Raw genomic sequence first — 19,565 nt, 5'->3', positions numbered from 1 at the left:
TATCCTGCCAATAGAGCAAATCCCTGCAAAAATGAAGGGGAATCTTGGAAATGCTCTGAAACCGGGCGCTTCGGCCGCAGTTCCGCAATTCAGGAATTACGCGTGGATGAGCGTACTGGAGAGCGGCGAGGCGCCGCCCTGCCCTGACCTTGGCCTAGAGATCGATGATCGTGCCGCGACCGTCGTTCCAAATGCGCATTTCGCGCTGACCGTTCGCCTTGGCGCGCACCGGAGCAGGCTTCATCCGCAACGAAATCGCGCGACCCACCATAAGCACGGTGAGGATGCCGCCGACAGCGAGCGTGAGTGAAACGGTAAACAGCGCCAGGGCTGCAAACACGGTGATGCCGGCAAGCGCGATAAACAAGGAACGGATATTCTGCATGGTCGAGACCTCTCTACTCATGGCAATGTGGTCCTCTCTGTTTCTCTCTGCAAGAGGAGCATGGCTTTTTGTTGTCTTGCTTGTTGTTGTCTTGCGTGATGGCCGAAAGCGCGGCAAAACTGTATTATGAGCCGTCCCGCCCCTCCCCGTTCCGTCCGTCTGCGCCGCTCGGTGCTGAGTGTCCCTGCGATCAACCGCCGGGCTCTTGAGAAGATAGCCGATCTCGATTGCGATGCGGTCATCTTCGATCTCGAGGATTCCGTGGCGCCGGAGAAAAAGGCGGAAGCGCGGGAGAATTTGCGGGCTTTTTTCGCCGGCTCGCCGCCTGATAGCGAAGAAAAGGCCGGCAAGGAGCGCATCATCCGCATCAATACGCTATCGTCGGGCTTCGGTGCCGATGACCTGGAGTTGGTGCTGGCGCTCGAGCCGGATGCGGTGTTACTGCCCAAGATCGACGAGCCGCAGGATGTGACCGTTGTCAGCGATAGGTTTGCCGAGGCGGATGCGCCGGAGAGCCTGCGCATCTGGGCGATGATCGAGACGCCGCGCGGCGTCTTGAACGCCGCGGCAATCGCCGAGGCCGGGCGCACGGCGGGAAGCCGGCTCGATTGTTTGGTCGTCGGCCTCAATGATCTGCGCAAGGAGACCGATGTGTTGGCGCAGCCAGGCCGCGCCTATCTCGTGCCCTGGCTCATGCAGGTGATCCTGGCCGTCAGCGCCTACGGGCTCGACGCCATCGACAGTGTTTTCAACGATTTCAAGGATATGCAGGCAGTGGACGCCGAATGTGCCGAGGGCCGCGCTATGGGCTTTGCCGGTAAGATGTTGATCCATCCGAACCAGATCGAAGCCGCCAACCGGCATTTCGGCCCCGATGAAGCTGCCATTGCGGAGGCGGAAGCCATCATCGCCGCTTTCGCCGATCCGGCGGCGGCCGGCCTCAATGTCGTAAACCTCGGCGGACGCATGGTCGAGCGGCTGCATCTTGTCCAGGCGGAAAGGCTGGTCCATAAAGCTCGCCTGATTGCAGAACGCCATCGTCCTTCGACAGGCTCAGGATGAGGCTGATACGTATGAAAGACGACTTGATGAAACTCTACCGCTTCCTCACCGGCCCTGACGACGCTTCCTTCTGCCATAAGGTGACCGCGGCACTGAACAAGGGCTGGGAACTCTCGGGCTCGCCGACCTATGCCTTCAATGCCGCGACCGGCCTGATGCAATGCGGCCAAGCGGTCGTCAAGGACGTCGAAGGCAAGGATTACGATCCGGAAATGAAGCTTTCCGAGCAGTAAGCATAGCAGGATCGGTTCCTCACCGGTCCGTCGCTTCTTCGGCGCTCGCCTCGATGCGCTCCATGTCCTCGTCGCTCAGGCCGAAATGGTGGCCGATTTCGTGGATCAGGACGTGGGTGATGATGTCGCCGAGGGTTTCCTCGTTTTCCGCCCAGTAATCGATGATCGGCCGGCGATAGAGGCGGATCTTGTTCGGCATTTCCCCGGTTTGGGCGGTGAAACGCTCCGATATGCCGCGGCCTTCGAACAGGCCGAGCAGATCGAAGGGCGTTTCCAGCGCCATGTCCTCGAACACGTCGTCGTCGGGGAAATCTTCGATGAGGATGATGAGATTGCCGGTGAGCGAACGGAATTCGTCCGGCAGGTGGCTGTAAGCCTCCGTGGCCAGGGATTCGAATGTGCTGATCGAGGGGGCATGGCGGTCCCGCCAATCCTCGCTCTGGTCAATGCGGGCCATGAATGCTTCCTTCCTTAGCTGGTCATATAGAGCCTTTGTTTCGGTTTTTCGAGAGTGGATTCAGGCAGAGGAATATTTTCTCATAAAATGGTGTTGACTCTTCTTCCGACCTCTGGAATCCATAAGAACATAACAGGAACATAATTGATCTGGAGCTAACGTCATGGCCGAGGCCGCCGTGGCGCGGGAGACGCTTTTTGCCCTGCGTGAAACCATTGCCCGACTGGAAGGCAGGCCGATACCGGCGCTGGCTGCCGTGGCGCATGAGGCACGGGCAGCAGAGCCGGAGGTTGGTTCAGCCGATGCCGTCCAGCCGCTTGCGATAGGGGTTGCCGATCTCGACGAGGCGATGCAGGGCGGCGTGCCGCTCGATGCGCTGACGGAGATCCGCTCACTGGCCTTGCGGGATGCCGGAGCGGCCAGCGGTTTCACGCTTGCTCTCGCTGCACGGCTTAGAGCTCTCGCTGCGCGGCCTGGGGGGCAAGCCGCCGGCAAAACTGCGGCCGTATCGCCGGTTCTGTGGATCGGCGATACGGTCGCGGCGATGGAGGCCGGCCTGCCCTATGCGATCGGGATTCGGGATTTCGGATTGGAGCCGGCCGGTTTTCTGCAGGCATCGCCGCGCAAGCTGGAAGAGGCGCTATGGCTGGCGGAGGCGGCTCTCGTCAGTGCGGCCTTTGCGGTCGTCATTCTGGAGGTACGCGGCAATCCGGCCCGTTTCGGGCTGACGGAGAGCCGGCGGCTTGCGCTTCGGGCCAAGGCAGCGGGGCGGCCCTTGTTTCTGTTGCGTCAAGCGGGCGAGGAGGAGGCGAGCAGTGCTCTCTTCCGTCTCGCCGTCGAACCCGCGCCGGCCCTGGCGCGGCCCCTGCCGGACGGATCGCTACTTGGCGGCAGCATCGGTCATCCGGCCTTTCGTCTCACCCTGGAAAAGAGCCGCAACCCGGCACCCTTTTCCATAACCCTGGAGTGGAATGCCCATGACCGCCAGTTTGCCCCTGTCCTCGACACTCAGCGCCCTGCCTTTCCCGGCGAATACGCAGCGCATTCTGGCGCTGACCTTTCCGCATCTGCCGACCGACCGGATCGCCCGCAAGCGATGGGGTCTGTCCTGGCGTTCGACCGGTCGGCTTGAGGCGCCACCACTCGCCTGTGCCGGCAAGCTGAACAATGCCATGCGGCTCACCGCGCTCAATGAAAGGGCCGAGACGATCGGCCTGAAGCTTGCACAGGGCGTCGCCGAGGCGAAGGCGATCTGTCCCGCCCTTGACGTCGTCGAAGAGAATCCGGCCGCGGATCGCAAGCTGCTGGAGGCGATCGCCGATTGGTGCGATCGCTATACGCCGCTGGTGGCGATCGACGGCAAGGACGGGCTTTTCCTCGATATTACCGGCTGTGCCCATCTCTTCGGCGGCGAAGAAGCGCTGCTCGAGGATATTCTGATCCGGATTTCCCGGCTTGGTCTCGATGTCCGTGGCGCCATCTCCTCTGCGCCGGGTCTGTCCTGGGCGGTGGCCCGCTTCGACGAGAGCCGTGTCGTTCCTCCGGAAGCCATGGAAGAGGCGCTGGCGCCACTGCCGGTCGCCTCGCTCAGGCTTGGCGAGGAAACAGTCGCCGCATTGCAGAAGCTGGGATTGAAGCAGGTGGGCGATCTCCTGGCCGCACCGCGGGCGCCGCTGACCCGCCGTTTCGGCGCGCAACTCCTGTTGCGGCTCGATCAGGCCGTCGGCCTGATCGAGGAGCCGATCTCGCCGCGCCGGCCGGTCGCGCAGTTGTCAGCCGAGCGGCGGCTTGCCGAACCGGTGCAGGCGGAGGCCGATATCCTGCAGCTTGCCCGCCAGCTTGCCGAAACCTTGAAGCCGGGGCTGGAGGCCCGCGGTGTCGGTGGCCGTTCGTTCGAGCTTTTGCTGTTCCGGGTCGACGGCATGGTGTTCCGCATCGCCGCCGGGGCGTCGCAGCCGCTGCGGGAGCCGAGCCGGATCGCCAACCTGTTCACGGAGCGCTTCACTGCCATTCATGACGATCTCGATGTGGGATACGGCTTCGAAATCGTCCGCCTCAATGTCCTGGAACATGCGCCTTTCGACGCGGCGCAAGACGATTTCATCGAAGAGGGCCGGCAGGATGGCTCGCTCGCCGCCTTCGCCGACCGGGTCGCGGCACGGCTGGGGCCGGACTGCCTGCAGGGCTTCGCGCTGCAGGAAAGCCATATTCCCGAACGTGCCGTTCGATCGATACCTGCCGTAGAAATCCTTGCGGCCCACAGACGGACAGGAAGCGAGCATGCCGGTCATGGCTTCTTCCGCGGGGAGCGCCCGCTCCGGCTGTTTCGCATGCCCGAGCCGATCGAAACCTTTGCCACCGAAGTGCCTGACGGTCCGCCCCGGCAATTCCGTTGGCGGCGGATCACGCATAAAGTCCTGCGGGCCGAAGGACCGGAGCGGCTTGCGGCGGAATGGTGGGTCGACGAGGAGGAAACCCCGGCCCGCGATTATTTCCGCATCGAGGATGAGGCCGGTCATCGTTTCTGGCTGTTTCGCAAGGGTCTCTATGGTCAGGGTGCAACAAGGCCGAGCTGGTACATGCATGGAATCTTCCCATGAGTGCCCCTGCCCCAACTCTCGAAACCGTGCCCTTTTTCGAGATCGGGGCACGATCGAATTTCTCCTTTCTCGAAGGAGCTTCGCATCCGGAAGAAATGGTTCTGGCCGCAAAGATCGCCGGCCTCAGCGGCCTCGGCATCGCTGATCGGAACAGCGTCGCCGGCGTGGTCAGGGCGCATGTCATCGCCAAGCAGCATCGCTATCGCTTCCAGCCCGGCGCCCGCCTGATCTTTTCGGACGAGACGCCCGACATCCTCGCCTTCCCGCAGAATCGCAAGGGTTGGGCGCATCTCTGTCGGCTGTTGAGCGCCGGCAATCTCAGGGCCGAGAAAGGGGAATGCGAGCTTCACGAGGCCGACCTCCTGGAATGGGGCGACGAGATGATGCTGGCGCTCGTGCCGGATGCTGCGAGCGTGGAGACGCAGGAGGGACAGGCGAAACTGGAAGGGTGCCTGGCGCGGCTGTGGATGCGCTTCGGCAGGAAGCTCCATATGGCGCTGTCGCCCGCCTATGACGGGCGCGATCACCTGTTCTTCGCGACACTCTCCATCCTCGCGCTCAGAAACGGGGTGCGCTTGATCGCCACCAATCAGCCGCTTTATCACGCGAGCGAGCGCAAACCGCTTGCCGATATCGTCGTTTCGATCCGTGAGCATGTGCCGATCGCCGAGGCCGGCTTCAGGCTGGCGGCCAATGCCGAACGCTGTTTGAAGGGCGGGGCGGAAATGGCACGGCTTTTTAAAAACTACCCGAAAGCCATCGCCAATACGCAAAAGTTTTTTAGCCGGCTGTCTTTTTCGCTGGATGAGCTGAAGCACAATTATCCCGACGAAAGTGTTCCGGGCGAGACTGTCTCGGAAACGCTGGAGCGACTGACGCGGGCGGGCGCCAAATGGCGCTATCCTAATGGTATTCCACCCAAGGTCGCCAAGCAGATCGACTACGAGCTCGATCTGATCAAGCAGAGGCAGTACGAGCCCTATTTCCTGACGGTGCATCGCATCATGGAACATGCTCGCAGCGAAAATATCCTGTGCCAGGGCCGCGGCTCCGCTGCCAATTCCACGGTCTGCTATTGCCTTCGAATTACCGAGGTCAATCCGGAGATCACGACGCTTTTGTTCGAGCGCTTCATTTCGACGGAACGGGAAGAGCCGCCGGATATCGATGTTGATTTCGAGCACGAGAAGCGCGAAGACGTTATTCAGTATATCTACAAACATTACAAAAAGGAGCATGCCGGGCTGACGGCGGCAGTCACCAGCTATCGGGCGCGCTCGGCTGGCCGCGAGGTGGCGAAGGCCTTCGGCCTGTCGGAGGATGTGCAATCGGCTCTGGCGAGCGGTGTCTGGGGCTGGTCGACAGAAGAATTATCCGAACGCGAGGCAAGGATTGCCGGCCTCGACCTCAGGGATCGGACGACGCAGCGCGTTCTGTCCTATGCTTCGACGCTGATGGGATTTCCCCGGCATCTGACCCAACATGTCGGCGGCTTCGTCATCACCAGGGACCGGTTGGATGAAGTCGTGCCGATCATGCATACGGCGATGGACGACCGCTATATGATCGAGTGGAACAAGGACGATCTCGATTCCCTCGATATTCTCAAGATCGACGTCCTGGCGCTGGGGATGTTGACCTGCCTTGCCAAGGCCTTCGATCTGCTGCGCCTCCACTATGATGTGAAGAAGACGCTCGCCGATCTCGGCAATGCCAATCATCCGGACGGCGAGCCGGTCTATGACATGATCTGCCGCGCCGATACGATTGGGGTTTTCCAGATTGAGAGCCGGGCGCAGATGAGCATGCTGCCACGGCTGAGGCCTCGTAGATTCTACGATCTGGTCATCGAAGTGGCGATCGTCCGGCCTGGACCGATCCAGGGCAACATGGTGCATCCCTATCTCAAGCGGCGAGAGGCAGACCGGGCAGGAAAGGAACTCGACTATCCGAGCCCGGAGCTGAAGGAGGTTCTGAAGCGAACGCTGGGAGTCCCCCTCTTTCAGGAACAGGCAATGCAAATCGCCATTACGGCAGCGGGGTTTACACCTGCGGAGGCTGACAAGTTGCGCCGGGCGATGGCGACCTTCAAACGAACGGGGACCATCCACACTTTCGAGAAGAAGATGATCGAAGGCATGGCTGAAAGGGGGTACGAGCGGGAATTCGCCAAAAACTGTTTCGAGCAGATCAAGGGTTTCGGCGAATATGGCTTTCCCGAAAGCCACGCGGCTTCCTTCGCCCTCCTCGTCTACGCCTCTTCCTGGCTCAAGGCCTATTATCCCGATGTCTTTTGTGCGGCGATCCTCAATGCGCAGCCCATGGGTTTCTATGCGCCGGCGCAGCTCGTGCGCGATGCGCGTGAGCATGGCGTCGAGATGCGGCCGGTGGATGTAAATCATTCCAGTTGGGATTGCCTGCTGGAGAGGGCGCGCTTCGATCAGGACGCCGTCGAGCCGCGTCATGTGTCGATGCGCGCACTGATCAAGACGCAATGCGCCGTCCGCCTCGGTTTCCGGCAGGTCAAGGGCCTGTCGGATAAGGAGATGGAACAGCTCGTCGAGCGTCGTGGCGCTGGTTACAGTTCCGTGCGCGATCTCTGGCTGCGCTCCGGTCTTGCCAAAGCGCAGATCGAACGCCTCGCGGATGCGGATGCCTTCCGCTCCATCGGTTTGAGCCGTCGCGAGGCGCTTTGGGCCGTGCGGGCTCTCGATGTCGGCAGCGCTGCGGAAAAGCTACCTCTCTTCGATCTTGCCGACCGCACCGACCTGCAAATCGAGCCGGTGGTGTCCCTGCCGGAAATGCTGCCTGGCGAGCAGGTGATCGAGGATTATCGCTATCTTTCGCTGTCGCTGAAGGCGCATCCGGTGTCTTTCCTGCGGGCGGATTTCGCCCAACTGGGCATCGTGCAGAACAGGGATTTGCCCAATGTTCCTAATGGCAGGATGGTGACGATTGCCGGGTTGGTGCTGGTGCGACAGCGGCCGGGCTCGGCGAAGGGCGTGATCTTCATGACGTTGGAGGACGAGACCGGCGTTTCCAATGCGATCGTCTGGCCGAAGATGTTCGAGAAATACCGCGCCATCGTCATGGGCGCCCGGCTGGTCAAGATCCGCGGCCGTCTGCAGAGCGAAAGCGGCGTCATCCATGTGGTGGTCGACTATATCGAGGATATGACTTCGGCGCTGGGGATCCTGCAACGCGAAGCTAGGCGGTTCGGCGTCAGCGATCGGGCGGATGAGGCCCTGCGTCCGACCATGGATCACCGGCAGAAGAAGCGGCTTACCGAAACAAGTGCGTCCGTGCGAGAGGCTGCCGAGATAGCGGCAGATGGCCGCAGCAATGCGGCCGAGACGGCAAGCGTCATGCCGCGAGGCCGTAACTTCCATTGATGCGCAGGGCATCATGCGTCACGCCAAAGTGACCCTGTCCGGCTCGCCCGATGAAAAATGAATCGAATTTTTCTTGACAAAGATCGTCTTCTTTCGCAGATAACAAGACAGCAGATGTCATGTTTGACGGGCTGAGCGAAGAATGCTGGTTTGCAGTTGTAATTACATCACCGACAAGGAAATCCGGGAGGTCATCATCGAGCTCCTCGATCAGGATTGTTGGCAGCTCATCGTTCCTGCCAAGGTCTATCACGCCATGTCGAAGCGCGGCCGTTGCTGCGGCTGCTTCCCGAATGTCGTCGACATCATTATACAGACGACCGAGGACTATCATGCCCGCCGCCACTCGACGGAGGCGGAAATATTTGATTTCATGTCCCGCTTGAAAAAGTTCCATGAAGAAAACAGGAGAGCGGACATTGAAAGGCGACAAAAAAGTCATCGAGCGGCTTAACGAGGCCCTATTTCTCGAACTCGGTGCAGTCAATCAATATTGGGTTCATTACCGGCTTCTGGAAGATTGGGGCTATACCAAGCTTGCCAAGAAGGAGCGTGCGGAATCCATCGAAGAGATGCACCACGCCGATCGTCTCGTTGCTCGCATCATCTTCCTCGAAGGGCATCCGAACCTGCAGACACTGGCGCCGCTGCGCATCGGCCAGAATGTCAAGGAAGTGCTGGAGGCCGATCTCGCCGGCGAATATGACGCCCGCACCGCCTACAAGAAGTCGCGCGACATCTGTCACGATGCCGGCGACTATGTTTCGATGAAGCTGTTCGAAGAGCTGTTGGCGGATGAGGAAGGTCATATCGACTTCCTGGAAACCCAGATCGACCTGCTTGAAAAGATCGGCGAGGCCAAATACGGCCAGCTCAACGCCGATTCCGCTGATTCTGCTGAATAATTAGCATCGATTTTCCGGCCGCCCTTTCAGGCGGTCGGAATGCGCTCAGTCTTCCGCCTTCAACCCAGCCAAATTTTGGAATTCGGCGACGACCTGCTCGTAGACGGACCGTTTGAAGGCGACGATCAGACTGGGTAGCTCCGCCATCGGCTTCCAATCCCAGGCCTCGAATTCCGGTTCATGGCCGCCCGGCGGCGGATTGATGGCGATTTCGCTTTCGTCGCCGTCGAAGCGGAAGGCGAACCAGCGCTGGGTCTGGCCGCGGAATTTTCCCTTGAGGCCGATGCCGATCAATTGCGGCGGCAGATCGTAGTTGATCCAGTCCTTCGCTTCGGCGAGCAGCGTCACGGTCTTTATGCCGGTCTCTTCGTAAAGCTCGCGATAGGCGGCCACTAGCGGGTCCTCGCCTTCGTCGATGCCGCCCTGCGGCATCTGCCAGAGATGCGGCGAGCCGTCATATTCGGAATTGCCGTCCGGAATGCGCTTGCCGGCCCAGACCAGCCCTTCGCGATTGAGCACCATGATGCCGACGCAGGGGCGATAAGGCAGGTCTTCAGCTCTGATGGGGACGCGGCTCTTGCTCATGGTAATCCTCTAAGCCTTCAGGGATGTTTGGGGTCGTCGGCAAGCGCCGAGACGGCGACGATCTCGATGCCGCGCATGGCGGCCTCCTCGCTCCATTTGCTGATGGCGTCGACGCTCTCGTCGAAAGCGGACGCAACGCCGATAGCCGAGCCATTACGGCGGGCGATGCGCTCCAGCTCGTCGAGCTTCTTCAGGATGGCATCCTGCTTCAATTCTCCGTCGAGCTGCACATCCGCAAATGCATGCGGCACCTCAAGCGCCTTGGCAACCGTACCGGATTTGGACTGTGCCGAGGAGCCGTCGTCGAGGAACAACAGACCGCGCTTGCCGATATCACGCATGACCGGTTCCATGGCATCGGCATTCGACAGGAATCGTCCGCCGAGATAGTTCATCACGCCAGTATAGTTGGTGATTTCGGCCAAAGCCTTGTGCAGGTCTTCGATGTTTTTGGCCGCGGGCTGCGAGGTCAAAAGCGTATCGGGTCCGGGGTTGTTGCCTGGGTAATCGAATGGCTCGAAAGGCACCTGGATCAGGATTTCATGGCCGCCACGCCGCGCCTCCTGCATCCAGCGCTGCAGGCTGTTGCCGCTGGCGGCAAAGGCGAGCGTGATTTCCTCCGGCAGTTTCTCGATGGCGCGCTGCGTACCGGTCTGGCTGAGGCCGAGGCCGCTGACGACGATGGCGACGCGCGTGCCGCGGGCACCGGACCAGGGCCGCGCATATTGGTCCATCGGTCTCAATCCGCTCGGCGCGATAATCGGCAGCTTGCCGAAAGGCGAATCCTCCAGCAGGCTGTCGTTCGGCGTCGCCGCCATGCGCGGATCCTGGCCGACCTGATTGGCATTGATCAGCACAGGGCCGTCGCCGTCGCGCGTATTCGGGCTGAACATGGTCACGACCGAACCGTCGCTGGTGACGATGCGATGCGTATCGGCGCCGGATTGCGGATCGACCTGCTTCAGGCCTGTCGTTTGATCGCCCGTGGCCGGCTTGTTACTGGCCTGCGGTGATGGCGACGCCTTTTCGGCAGTCTCGACCGGGGGAGTCTTCTGCAGATGGTCGCGCAACAGTGCTGAATAGAGGGAAAAACTGGCGATCGCGATCAGACAGAAGCCGGCGAGGATGCGCCCGAAGGGCGGACGCCGCCGCTTGCGGCCAGAGCCGCGGTTCTGGCCCAGCGGTGCATGCAAATCCGTTCCCAAAGTCCGTATCCACCCCAAAATGGGAAAATGTCCGCCCCCGTGCATTCCAGTTTCATGCAGCCATCAAAGCAGGGAGACGCTGCAGATTCAAAACACTCAAGCAGATCCAAAATGGATTTCGAATAAGACATGCTTATTCAAATAGTTAGAGCGAGATGAGATCAATCACCTCGCCCTGGATATGAAAGCGCCGGGTCTGTTTCCAGCCCGGCGCTATTTCCTTATTTGGAGGAAACCGCCTTTTCCGGGTTCGGCGGGAAGGACGGGTCGGTCTTTGCGCCGCGCAACAGGTCAAGCGCGTAGTTGAGCTGAACGTCGTCCTTCGGATCCGGCGGCACGTAAGCGGCCGAGCCGGAGCCCTGGTCGGTTTCGCTCTGGCCCTTGATGTGGCCCGGCAGGCTGGATTCGCCTTCCGTCACCAGCTTGCCCTTCAGATCGTCCGGCAGCGGCTCGTCGACCTTGACGTCGGGCGTAATACCGGTGCCCTGGATCGAACGGCCCGACGGCGTGTAATAAAGCGCCGTCGTCAGACGCAGCGCGCCGTTGCCATCGCCAAGCGGGATGATCGTCTGCACGGAGCCCTTGCCGAAGGACTGGGTGCCGAGGACGGTGGCGCGGCGTAGATCCTGCAGAGCGCCGGCAACGATTTCCGATGCCGAAGCAGAACCGCCATTGATGAGCACGATGATCGGCTTGCCGTCGGTCAGGTCGCCCGGGCCCGCGTTGAAGCGGCGGGTTTCGTCCGGATTGCGGCCGCGGGTCGAGACGACTTCGCCACGCTCCAGCACATCGTCGGCAACGTTGATCGCCTGGTCGAGCAGACCGCCCGGATTGAGGCGCAGGTCGAGGACATAGCCCTTCAGCTTGTCGGCCGGGATATCCTTCTTGATCTTGGCGATCGCGGCTTCCAGGTCCGGCGTGGTCTTTTCGGTGAAGGAGATGATGCGGAGATAACCGACATCGCCGCCTTCTTCGCGCGACTTGACGGCGGCAACGGCGATCACGTCACGGATGATGGTGAGTTCGATCGGCTTGTCGGCGCCCTTGCGCATCAGCGTCAGCTTGATCGGCGTCTTGACGGCGCCGCGCATCTTCTCAACAGCGTCTTCCAGCTTGAGGCCGCGGACCGACTGGCCGTCGATGGCGGTGATATAGTCGCCGGCGAGAACACCGGCCTTGGCGGCGGGCGTGTCGTCGATCGGGGTGATGACCTTGACGAGGTCATTGTCCATGGTCACTTCGATGCCGAGACCGCCGAATTCACCCTTGGTCTGGGTGCGCATGTCGTCGGCGTCCTTGGCATTCATGTAGCTCGAATGCGGGTCCAGCGAGGACAGCATACCGTTGATGGCGGCTTCGATCAGCTTGTCTTCCTGGGGCGGCGTTACGTATTGCGCGCGCACACGTTCAAAGACGTCGCCGAAAATCGACAGTTCCTTGTACGTGGAAGCGCCCGCGGCTTCCGCCGGCGCTACCGCCGTGTAGATGACGCTCATCGCGGTCGCACCCATCAATGCGCCAACGAGAACAAGAGAAGCCCTACGTATCATTGCGTGCCTTTCCAGTGTCTTTGGAGGTCCACCAAGGCCGAGAATCGACCGGCTTCCCATCTTTTCGAAATTCAATGTAAAGCGTTGGTCGATCCGTTTCCAGCGCCAATGCAGTCGCGCTCGCGACTCTTTTTTGGCCCATTACAGCGAGCGGCTCGCCAGCGAAGACAAATTTGCCGAGACGCGTCTTGATCGCGTCCATTCCCGACAGCACCATATGATAACCGTCGCCGGTATCCAGAATAACCATCTGGCCATAGCTGCGAAATGCGCCGGCGTAAACGACAGTCCCATCGGCAGGAGCGGTGACGAGCGCGTCGGCGCCGGTTGCGAGGGTCAGGCCCATCGCGGTATGTCCCGTACCGTCATCGTCGCCGAACTGGCGGAGAATATCACCCGCCACAGGCAGCTCCAATTTCCGTTTAAGGTCGGAAAACGGATATGCGGGCGCAATGCGGTTTTTATCGGGCACGCCGCTTTCGGCCAGTGCCCTCGCCTGTTCGCGCTGCTGATCGGTCATCTGCTCCCGGCGGGCCTCTTCCGCCCGGGCCGCGGCGGCGGCATCGCGCACCGAGCCGATCTGGCTTTCCAGCGATGCGACGAGGCCCTCGAGACTGGTCGCCTGACCCGCCAATTCTTCGGAACGCTTGCGTTCGGCGTCCAGTTCGGCGGCATTCTCATGGCTGTGCTTGTCGTTTTCGGCGACCAGCATGTCCATGCGTCGTTCCTCCTCCAGACTGTTGGTCATGGTGGCGGTGAGATCGGCCTTTTCTGCCGCGGTGGCGGCATGCAGTTTGGTGAGATCGGTAAGGTCGGCGATGAGCTTGTCCGTCTCCTTGCGCATGCCGGGAACGACGGCGCCGAGCAGGATGGCGCTGCGCACGGAAGCCAGCGCATCGTCGGGCGTTACCAGCAGCGCCGGCGGCGGGTTGCGGCCCATGCGTTCCAGCGCGCCCAGAACTTCGGCCAACAGCGCACGTCGCTCATGCAATGATTTGCGAATCTTGTCTTCCTTGACTGCGAGATCGGTCAGCTTCCTTTCGCTCTGCTCTATCTTGCGGTCCATATCCCTTCGGCGGGCCGCGCTGTCGATCAGCGCCTGGCGCAGGCTGGCCGTGCTCTTGTCGAGCGAGGCGATGCTGTCTTCCAGGGCTTTCGTCTTGTCGGAGGAAAGGCTGATCGTCTTTGACAATTCCTCCAGCTCGGTGCGGGTTTGATCGCGCTTCTTGGCAAGATCGGCGGCAGGGTCCGGCGCCTGTTCGGCCGGCTGCGTCGAGGATGCGGTCGAGGCGACGCCGGGCTGGTCGTCCTTGGTTTGCGTGGGGGTCTGCGCGGGCGAGGCGCCGTCATCTTCCTGCGCCAGGGCCATATCCCGGAACTGAAACGGGCTTTCCACATAGACACCGACGCCAAGACACACCGCCAGTGAGGGCAGCAGCAAGCGGGAAAGCGTGGGTGGGGTTTTTCTCATCCAGTCGTTTGGGCTCGGCCCCTTCAGATCGCGCGAAATTAAACCGGTTTGCCGCGATTATCCAGGAAGCATCATCAATTTTGCGGCGGGAATCAAAACACGCCTGTGTGAGCGTTCCGTTAACGCAAAATAGCCGAAAGCCAAACTGTTTTCGAGCAATTCGATCCGGGGCAGCGGAATCTCAAACCCGATGGTAGGGGTGACCGGAGAGGATCGTGACCGCACGATAGAGCTGTTCGGCGATGAGAATGCGCACAAGCTGATGCGGCCAGGTCATCTTGCCCAGGCAGATGGTTGCGTCGGCTCTCTCGTAAAGGGAGGGGTCGAGACCGTCGGCGCCGCCGATGGCGATCGTGAGATCGCGCTTGCCCTGGTCGCGGAACGTGCCAAGCAAAGCGGCGAAGGCTTCGCTGTCCAGCGCCTTGCCCCGCTCGTCGAGCAGAATAAGAACGCCGCCGTCCGGATGCGCTTTCTGCAACAGGACCGCTTCTTCACGCTTGCGCGTCTCGCCGTTGGATGCGCGGCTTTCGGCGACTTCCGTCATGCGCGCCAATTCGAGGCCGATTGCTGGACCAGCCTTGGCGAAACGGTCGAGATAACGGGCCGCAAGATCCTTTTCAGGGCCGGTTTTCAACCGTCCCACGGCAAAAAGGCCTATCCGCATTCCCGCTCCCAAGCATATCCGCCATCATGGCGGCACAAAATATAGACCGTTGCCGGACAATCATGTCCGGCTATTCAAACCTACTAACCGGGACCGGGAATAATGCCCGGAATAGGTCAGTGCAGCGTGCCCTCGTCGAGATCGGGCGCGGCCCACATCTTTTCGATGTTATAGAACTCGCGAATCTCGGGACGGAACACGTGAATGATAATGTCACCCGTGTCGATCAGCACCCAGTCGCCGCCTTCCAGGCCTTCGACGCGGGCATTGCCCAGGCCTTCTTCCTTGAGGTCGGTGATCAGATGGTCGGCGATCGCCAGGACATGCCGGTTCGAGCGTCCGGAGACGACGACCATGTAGTCTCCAAGCGCGGACTTGCCAGCAATGTTGATGGTGACGATATTTTCGGCCTTGGAGTCCTCGAGGCTTACGAGGACGGCTTGCAGGGCGCGGGCAGCGGCATCGACGCCACGTTCCGGGCTCTTCGGGACAACGACAGGCGTTCTTCCCTTGGCGTGTACTGTTGTCAGTGCTCTTCCTTCCTTGAGTAACAGAACAGGCACATGATCTGAGTCGATCACACCTTAAAGATAGGCACCAAAGCATTAAGGTTTCAAGACGCTGGTTGTCATCTATTGGACGTAAAGACAAGCTTTTGTGGTATTTCCCGCCTCTTTCGCACCATATGTGGGCAATTCGGCCGGGCGGCTGCGCGGCGAGCGTCAGGGTAACGCAAGGTGAGGTGAGCCCCGTCCTCCGATCTCGGCCGCCCGCTTCCCATGTACAGGCGCGCGAAGGACGCGTATACACAAGATCAGATCGAAACGCTCCGACGCCATGACCAAAGCTCCACAACAATCCCTGAAACCCATCCTCCGCATCAGTTTTTCGGGGCAGGGCCGGCTTGGGCGCGGCAAGATGGAACTCCTTGAACATATTCGCGAAACCGGTTCGATCTCGGCCGCCGGTCGGGCCATGGACATGTCCTATCGCCGTGCCTGGCTGCTGATCAGCGAATTGAACCATATGTTCCAGGAGCCGGCCGTCGAATCCCAGCGCGGCGGCCCGAACGGCGGCGGCGCGGCATTGACGCCCTTCGGCGAGGAATTGCTGCGGCGGTTCCGCGGCATGGAGAGTTCGGTGCGGGCCGCCATTGCCGGTGATCTCGAATGGCTGGAGGCCAATCGCAACCCTGACGACGCCGTCGCAGAGCCGCAGGTGGAGTCCTGATCGCCCTTAGGATTCGAGCGCCACGGTCTTGATGACCGCGTGGATGGGCAGTCCGATGCGCAGACCCAGCCGTTCGGAGGAAAACTGCGTAATGCGGGCAAGGACCGTGTCGCCACCGCAATCCACTTTCACTTCCACGGTGCCATCGGCCGCCGTGCCGAGGGCAAGCACCCGTCCTTCGAGGATATTGAGGGCGCTGAGACCTTCGGGCCGTGCCGTTGCCAGTATGACGTCGCGGGCGGGAATGTGGACGCGGACGATCTTGCCAATTCCAGCCGCTTCCCCGGGCACGAAGAGCCTTGCCGCTTTCAGCGCCACAATGGTCAGGCGGTGCTCGCGGTCGATATGCTCCACACGGCCCTCGAGCAGAACGCCCGCTTCGCGGCGGTCGATCGCCTGTGGGCCGGAAAGCTGGCTAAAGATCTCGACCGCCGGTCCCGTCGCTTCCACCTTGCCGTCGCGCATGACGACGACACGGTTGGCCAGTCGCGCTACCTCGGCGATCGAGTGGCTGACATAGATGATCGGCACCTTCGTCTCGTCGCGAAGCCGTTCGAGATAAGGCAGGATCTCGGCTTTGCGGGCCTCGTCGAGTGCGGCCAACGGTTCGTCCATCAAGAGCAGCCGTGGTGACGACAGCAGGGCGCGGCCGATGGCGACGCGCTGTTTCTCGCCGCCGGAGAGTTTGGCCGGTCGTCGATCGAGAAGGGCTGCGATGCCGAGGAGATCAACGACGCCATCGAAGCTTTCGCTATGGCCGCTTTTCGGCGCGAACCAGCGGCCGTAATTCAGGTTCTGCCGCACGGAAAGATGCGGAAACAGCCGCGCCTCCTGGAAGACGTAGCCGAAACGGCGGCGGTGGCGCGGAACGAAGACCTGGGCGTCGGTGTCTCCGAGCACCGTGCCATCGAGGTCGACGCGGCCATGATCGGGTTGGATCAGGCCGGCGATGATGCGGATGATCGAGGTCTTGCCCGAGCCGGAGCGGCCGAACAGGGCCGTGACGCCGCCGTCGGAGGTGAAGGCGGCTTCAAGCGAGAATGCGCCCAATCGATGGCGGATATCGACGATCAGCGTCATTCCCAATCCACCCTCTTGCCGGCGAGATAGGCGAGGAATTCAGAGGCGAGCAGTGCCACCATGGAAATGACGATCGCGACAATCGTCAACCGCAACGCGCCGGCATCACCACCTGGCACCTGCGTAAAGGTGTAGATCGCCGACGACAACGTCTGCGTTTCGCCGGGAATGTTGGAGACGAAGGTGATGGTGGCGCCGAACTCGCCCATGGCCTTGGCGAAGGAAAGGATCATGCCGGCGATGATGCCGGGCAGGATCAGCGGCAAGGTCACCGTGAGGAATATCCAGAGCGGGCTGGCGCCAAGCGTTCCGGCAGCCTCTTCCAACTTGCGATCGACCGCTTCGATCGACAGGCGGATGCTTCTGACCATCAGCGGAAAGCCCATTACGCCGCAGGCAAGCGCCGCGCCGGTCCAGCGGAAGGAGAAGACGATACCGAGATATTGATCGAGCAAAGCCCCGATGGGGCCTTTGCGGCCGAAGAGGATGAGGAGGACGAAGCCGGTAACGACGGGCGGCAGGATCAGCGGCAGATGGATGATGCCGTTGAGGATCGATTTGCCCCAGAATTTGCCGCGCGCCAGCAACATCGCGGCGGCTATGCCGAAGGGCAGGCTCACCAGCATGGCGACGGTCGAGACGCGCAGGCTCAGCTCGATCGCCGTCCATTCGTCGCTGCTCAAACCCAATGCGTCCAAGTTCGGCCTCGCAAAGACATGTCAGGCCCGCCATCAGCCGGCGAGCCTGTAAAGACGAGCTTTTTTGCCTACGGTCGAGCGATGACGCTCACTTCTTGAGAACCGTGAAGCCTTCGTGCTCGAAGAACGGAACAGCCTTAGCCGATTTCAGATAATCGACATAGGCCTGTGTATCAGGGTTGGTGCTGCTGGCCGTGATCGCGATCGGATAGATGATCGGCGGATGGCTGTCTTCCGGAAAGGTGCCGACCACGGCAACGCCCGGATCGGCGGAAACGTCGGTCTTGTAGACGATGCCATAGGGCGCTTCGCCGCGTGAAACGAGCGCAAGCGCGGCGCGCACGCTTTCAGCGCCGGCGACCTTCTTCTCGACGGAAGACCAGATGCCGAGCTTTTCCAGCGCTGCTTTGCCGTATTTGCCCGCCGGCACCGATTCCGGCTGGCCGATCGCTAGGCGTCCGTCGCCGAGAAGGCCGGCAAGGTCCATGCCCTGCTTGACGTCGACGGGTTTGGCCTTGTCCTTGGCGGAGACGAGAACGATCTGATTGCCCAGCAGGTTGACGCGGCTGTCGTCCTTGATCAACTTTTTCTTGGCGGCATAGTCCATCCAGTCGGTATCGGCGGAAATGAAGACATCGGCCGGCGCCCCGTTTTCGAGCTGCTTGGCCAGCGGTCCGCTTGCCGCATAGGAGACGGTGACTTGCTTTCCGGTTTCCTTGGTAAAGGCAGCGTCGATATTATCCAGGGCGTTTTTCATGCTGGCGGCGGCAAAGACGGTGATCTTGTCGGCGGCGAATGCCGGCGTCGGAATGACCGACACGCCGAGCCAGGCGGCGGAAAGGGCGGCGGTTGCAAGCTTGATCCATTGGCGGCGGCGCGTGGCCATTCTATTTCTCCTGGAAGATATCGACATATCTGGACAGATATAACGGCCGACGATGCTTGGCTAGGGGATATGTTCCAGAAAATATAGCGTTACGGCGGAGCGTAACTCTACGAATTTTATAGGGATTTGCCCCCGGGGCGCATACAAGAACGCCCTGCCATTGCATAAATGCATGGCTGAATACGCCCAAAAGGATGGCGAACGCTCACGGGATGAGACGTAACGTTACGAATCGTGCGATTTTAGGGAGATTTTGGAGAAGGTCGCGCCGGAAGCCGCGACGCAATTAGCTCAGATCATGTAAAAGAAGCGTTTTTTGGGCAGATTGTTTTCGGAGCCACGATGAAAATGCATTGCTGCATTGCGCTATCAGCGTTTTATCATTTGGTCAAATCTGCTAAAACATAATCATCGAAACGGCGATCTCCTCCTCCCAAAGCCTTTCGATATCGATCAGCAACACTCCTCCTCCCAGTTGCTGATCAGGTTTGAAAGCCCGACGGATCTCCTCCCCCGTCGGGCTTTTTCATTTTGGAGGTTTTCCTGAAAATCAGACTCGTTATCGCGCCGAGGCCGTCATTGTGCTGCGCGCAAGGCGGTTGAGCTCAATGTCGAGCGCCGACCGTGAATGAAGGTCCAGGCCGGAGCCGGTTTTTTCCACAATACCCGTGCGTCATCCTCGTCGACGCGCGCATAGTGAAACGTCTTGGCCATCTTCGCGGAGAGATAGGATAGCGTCGATCCCGGCCGGTCGATGACGGCGATCGGAAAGGTGCGGGCAATCTCCTGCCATTTCTGCCAGCGGTGAAACGTGTTGAGGCTATCCGCACCCATGACCCAGATGAAATGAACATGGGTATTGCGCGCCTTGACGTAGGCGAGCGTATTGGCCGTGTAGCTCATGCCGAGCGTCTGCTCGAAAGCTGTCACCTTGACGCGCGGGTCATGCGTGACCGCCTCGCTGAGCGCGATGCGCTCGGCAAGCGGCGCCAGATGATTGCGGTTCTTCAACGGATTGCCAGGCGTCACCATCCACCAGAGTTGGTCGAGGCCAAGCCGTCGGATGGCGATTTCAGCCACCAGCGCATGGCCCTGATGCGGCGGATTGAAGGAACCGCCGAAAAGACCGACTACCATGCCGCGTTCGGCATGCGGCATGCGC

At 60.8% G+C, this 19,565-nt stretch carries 20 protein-coding genes; 8 read left to right on the top strand and 12 right to left on the bottom strand.

From position 1 onward, the window contains the following. Nucleotides 1-154: 154 nt before the first annotated feature. Nucleotides 155-385 (bottom strand): hypothetical protein, encoded by a 231-nt coding sequence (locus NXC24_RS20140; protein WP_104824895.1) that lies wholly within the window; start codon nucleotides 383-385, stop codon nucleotides 155-157. A gap of 126 nt (nucleotides 386-511) precedes the next feature. Between NXC24_RS20140 and NXC24_RS20135 the strand changes: the two genes are divergently transcribed. Beyond that, nucleotides 512-1,447, top strand: a complete 936-nt coding sequence (locus tag NXC24_RS20135; RefSeq protein ID WP_104824894.1) for a CoA ester lyase — start codon at nucleotides 512-514, stop codon at nucleotides 1,445-1,447. Between the two features lie 26 nt (nucleotides 1,448-1,473). Next, entirely contained in the window at nucleotides 1,474-1,680 is a 207-nt protein-coding gene (locus tag NXC24_RS20130; protein ID WP_104825280.1) for a DUF1737 domain-containing protein, read from the top strand. 19 nt (nucleotides 1,681-1,699) lie between these two features. Here NXC24_RS20130 and NXC24_RS20125 read toward each other — a convergent pair whose 3' ends face one another. Next, nucleotides 1,700-2,137 (bottom strand): metallopeptidase family protein, encoded by a 438-nt coding sequence (locus tag NXC24_RS20125; RefSeq protein WP_104824893.1) that lies wholly within the window; start codon nucleotides 2,135-2,137, stop codon nucleotides 1,700-1,702. 163 nt (nucleotides 2,138-2,300) lie between these two features. Here NXC24_RS20125 and NXC24_RS35755 point away from each other — a divergent pair, with 163 nt between their 5' ends. The 5 genes from NXC24_RS35755 (at nucleotide 2,301) to bfr (ending at nucleotide 9,034) form a co-directional block, all read left to right on the top strand. Next, nucleotides 2,301-3,269 carry a hypothetical protein gene (locus NXC24_RS35755; protein ID WP_245463911.1) on the top strand — a complete coding sequence of 323 codons (969 nt, stop codon included), beginning with the start codon at nucleotides 2,301-2,303 and terminating at the stop codon, nucleotides 3,267-3,269. Nucleotides 3,270-3,309: 40 nt separating this feature from the next. Then, entirely contained in the window at nucleotides 3,310-4,737 is a 1,428-nt protein-coding gene (locus NXC24_RS20120; RefSeq protein ID WP_245464002.1) for a DNA polymerase Y family protein, read from the top strand. Continuing rightward, on the top strand, nucleotides 4,734-8,129 hold the full coding sequence (locus NXC24_RS20115; protein WP_104824891.1) for an error-prone DNA polymerase: 3,396 nt from the start codon (nucleotides 4,734-4,736) through the stop codon (nucleotides 8,127-8,129). Before NXC24_RS20120 ends, NXC24_RS20115 begins: the two co-directional genes overlap by 4 nt. A 142-nt stretch (nucleotides 8,130-8,271) precedes the next feature. After that, the gene (locus tag NXC24_RS20110) at nucleotides 8,272-8,583 is read left to right on the top strand and encodes a (2Fe-2S)-binding protein (protein ID WP_104824890.1); all 312 of its coding nucleotides are present in this window, start codon (nucleotides 8,272-8,274) and stop codon (nucleotides 8,581-8,583) included. Then, a complete protein-coding gene (bfr, locus tag NXC24_RS20105) occupies nucleotides 8,549-9,034 on the top strand; it encodes a bacterioferritin (protein ID WP_028753752.1) in 486 nt (161 codons plus the stop codon). Before NXC24_RS20110 ends, bfr begins: the two co-directional genes overlap by 35 nt. 45 nt (nucleotides 9,035-9,079) lie before the next feature. On the opposite strand, the gene NXC24_RS20100 is transcribed toward bfr, so the two are convergent. The 6 genes from NXC24_RS20100 to rsfS all read right to left on the bottom strand — a co-directional run bounded on the left by NXC24_RS20100 (nucleotide 9,080) and on the right by rsfS (nucleotide 15,072). Then, complete coding sequence (locus NXC24_RS20100; protein ID WP_104824888.1) at nucleotides 9,080-9,619, bottom strand: RNA pyrophosphohydrolase; 540 nt, start codon at nucleotides 9,617-9,619, stop codon at nucleotides 9,080-9,082. Between the two features lie 17 nt (nucleotides 9,620-9,636). Then, a complete protein-coding gene (locus NXC24_RS20095) occupies nucleotides 9,637-10,824 on the bottom strand; it encodes a divergent polysaccharide deacetylase family protein (protein ID WP_104824887.1) in 1,188 nt (395 codons plus the stop codon). Between the two features lie 221 nt (nucleotides 10,825-11,045). Beyond that, entirely contained in the window at nucleotides 11,046-12,374 is a 1,329-nt protein-coding gene (locus NXC24_RS20090) for a S41 family peptidase (RefSeq protein WP_104824886.1), read from the bottom strand. Then, nucleotides 12,364-13,845: a murein hydrolase activator EnvC gene (locus NXC24_RS20085; protein WP_104824885.1), complete on the bottom strand. Its 1,482-nt coding sequence runs from the start codon at nucleotides 13,843-13,845 to the stop codon at nucleotides 12,364-12,366. The genes NXC24_RS20090 and NXC24_RS20085 overlap by 11 nt, the downstream gene beginning before the upstream one ends. 181 nt (nucleotides 13,846-14,026) lie before the next feature. After that, the gene (gene rlmH, locus NXC24_RS20080; RefSeq protein ID WP_104824884.1) at nucleotides 14,027-14,509 is read right to left on the bottom strand and encodes a 23S rRNA (pseudouridine(1915)-N(3))-methyltransferase RlmH; all 483 of its coding nucleotides are present in this window, start codon (nucleotides 14,507-14,509) and stop codon (nucleotides 14,027-14,029) included. A gap of 116 nt (nucleotides 14,510-14,625) precedes the next feature. Beyond that, on the bottom strand, nucleotides 14,626-15,072 hold the full coding sequence (gene rsfS, locus NXC24_RS20075) for a ribosome silencing factor (RefSeq protein WP_104825279.1): 447 nt from the start codon (nucleotides 15,070-15,072) through the stop codon (nucleotides 14,626-14,628). A gap of 274 nt (nucleotides 15,073-15,346) precedes the next feature. On the opposite strand from rsfS, the gene NXC24_RS20070 reads away from it, so the two are divergent. Beyond that, nucleotides 15,347-15,739: a winged helix-turn-helix domain-containing protein gene (locus NXC24_RS20070; RefSeq protein WP_104824883.1), complete on the top strand. Its 393-nt coding sequence runs from the start codon at nucleotides 15,347-15,349 to the stop codon at nucleotides 15,737-15,739. A gap of 6 nt (nucleotides 15,740-15,745) precedes the next feature. Here NXC24_RS20070 and modC read toward each other — a convergent pair whose 3' ends face one another. The 4 genes from modC to NXC24_RS20050 form a co-directional block, all read right to left on the bottom strand. Continuing rightward, nucleotides 15,746-16,819, bottom strand: coding sequence for a molybdenum ABC transporter ATP-binding protein (gene modC / locus NXC24_RS20065; protein WP_104824882.1), 1,074 nt, complete (start codon nucleotides 16,817-16,819; stop codon nucleotides 15,746-15,748). Beyond that, nucleotides 16,816-17,517, bottom strand: a complete 702-nt coding sequence (modB, locus tag NXC24_RS20060; protein ID WP_104824881.1) for a molybdate ABC transporter permease subunit — start codon at nucleotides 17,515-17,517, stop codon at nucleotides 16,816-16,818. Before modB ends, modC begins: the two co-directional genes overlap by 4 nt. Nucleotides 17,518-17,605: 88 nt before the next feature. Then, nucleotides 17,606-18,403, bottom strand: coding sequence for a molybdate ABC transporter substrate-binding protein (gene modA, locus NXC24_RS20055; RefSeq protein ID WP_104824880.1), 798 nt, complete (start codon nucleotides 18,401-18,403; stop codon nucleotides 17,606-17,608). Nucleotides 18,404-18,979: 576 nt separating this feature from the next. Further along, nucleotides 18,980-19,561, bottom strand: coding sequence for a nicotinate-nucleotide adenylyltransferase (locus NXC24_RS20050; RefSeq protein WP_245464001.1), 582 nt, complete (start codon nucleotides 19,559-19,561; stop codon nucleotides 18,980-18,982). Nucleotides 19,562-19,565: the final 4 nt, after the last annotated feature.

It is taken from the genome of Rhizobium sp. NXC24, assembly GCF_002944315.1.
Lineage (GTDB): Bacteria > Pseudomonadota > Alphaproteobacteria > Rhizobiales > Rhizobiaceae > Rhizobium.
This window is presented reverse-complemented; position numbering and strand designations above follow the sequence as displayed.

Coding starts and splice junctions, on each gene's coding strand:
- NXC24_RS20085 (WP_104824885.1), bottom strand. CDS start 13,845: ATGAGAAAAACCCCACCCACGCTTTCCCGCTTGCTGCTGCCCTCACTG.
- NXC24_RS20100 (WP_104824888.1), bottom strand. CDS start 9,619: ATGAGCAAGAGCCGCGTCCCCATCAGAGCTGAAGACCTGCCTTATCGC.
- NXC24_RS20125 (WP_104824893.1), bottom strand. CDS start 2,137: ATGGCCCGCATTGACCAGAGCGAGGATTGGCGGGACCGCCATGCCCCC.
- NXC24_RS20110 (WP_104824890.1), top strand. CDS start 8,272: ATGCTGGTTTGCAGTTGTAATTACATCACCGACAAGGAAATCCGGGAG.
- modA (WP_104824880.1), bottom strand. CDS start 18,403: ATGGCCACGCGCCGCCGCCAATGGATCAAGCTTGCAACCGCCGCCCTT.
- modC (WP_104824882.1), bottom strand. CDS start 16,819: ATGACGCTGATCGTCGATATCCGCCATCGATTGGGCGCATTCTCGCTT.
- NXC24_RS35755 (WP_245463911.1), top strand. CDS start 2,301: ATGGCCGAGGCCGCCGTGGCGCGGGAGACGCTTTTTGCCCTGCGTGAA.
- NXC24_RS20115 (WP_104824891.1), top strand. CDS start 4,734: ATGAGTGCCCCTGCCCCAACTCTCGAAACCGTGCCCTTTTTCGAGATC.
- NXC24_RS20140 (WP_104824895.1), bottom strand. CDS start 385: ATGCAGAATATCCGTTCCTTGTTTATCGCGCTTGCCGGCATCACCGTG.
- NXC24_RS20120 (WP_245464002.1), top strand. CDS start 3,310: ATGCGGCTCACCGCGCTCAATGAAAGGGCCGAGACGATCGGCCTGAAG.
- NXC24_RS20130 (WP_104825280.1), top strand. CDS start 1,474: ATGAAACTCTACCGCTTCCTCACCGGCCCTGACGACGCTTCCTTCTGC.
- NXC24_RS20070 (WP_104824883.1), top strand. CDS start 15,347: ATGACCAAAGCTCCACAACAATCCCTGAAACCCATCCTCCGCATCAGT.
- rlmH (WP_104824884.1), bottom strand. CDS start 14,509: ATGCGGATAGGCCTTTTTGCCGTGGGACGGTTGAAAACCGGCCCTGAA.
- NXC24_RS20135 (WP_104824894.1), top strand. CDS start 512: ATGAGCCGTCCCGCCCCTCCCCGTTCCGTCCGTCTGCGCCGCTCGGTG.
- NXC24_RS20090 (WP_104824886.1), bottom strand. CDS start 12,374: ATGATACGTAGGGCTTCTCTTGTTCTCGTTGGCGCATTGATGGGTGCG.
- NXC24_RS20050 (WP_245464001.1), bottom strand. CDS start 19,561: ATGCCGCATGCCGAACGCGGCATGGTAGTCGGTCTTTTCGGCGGTTCC.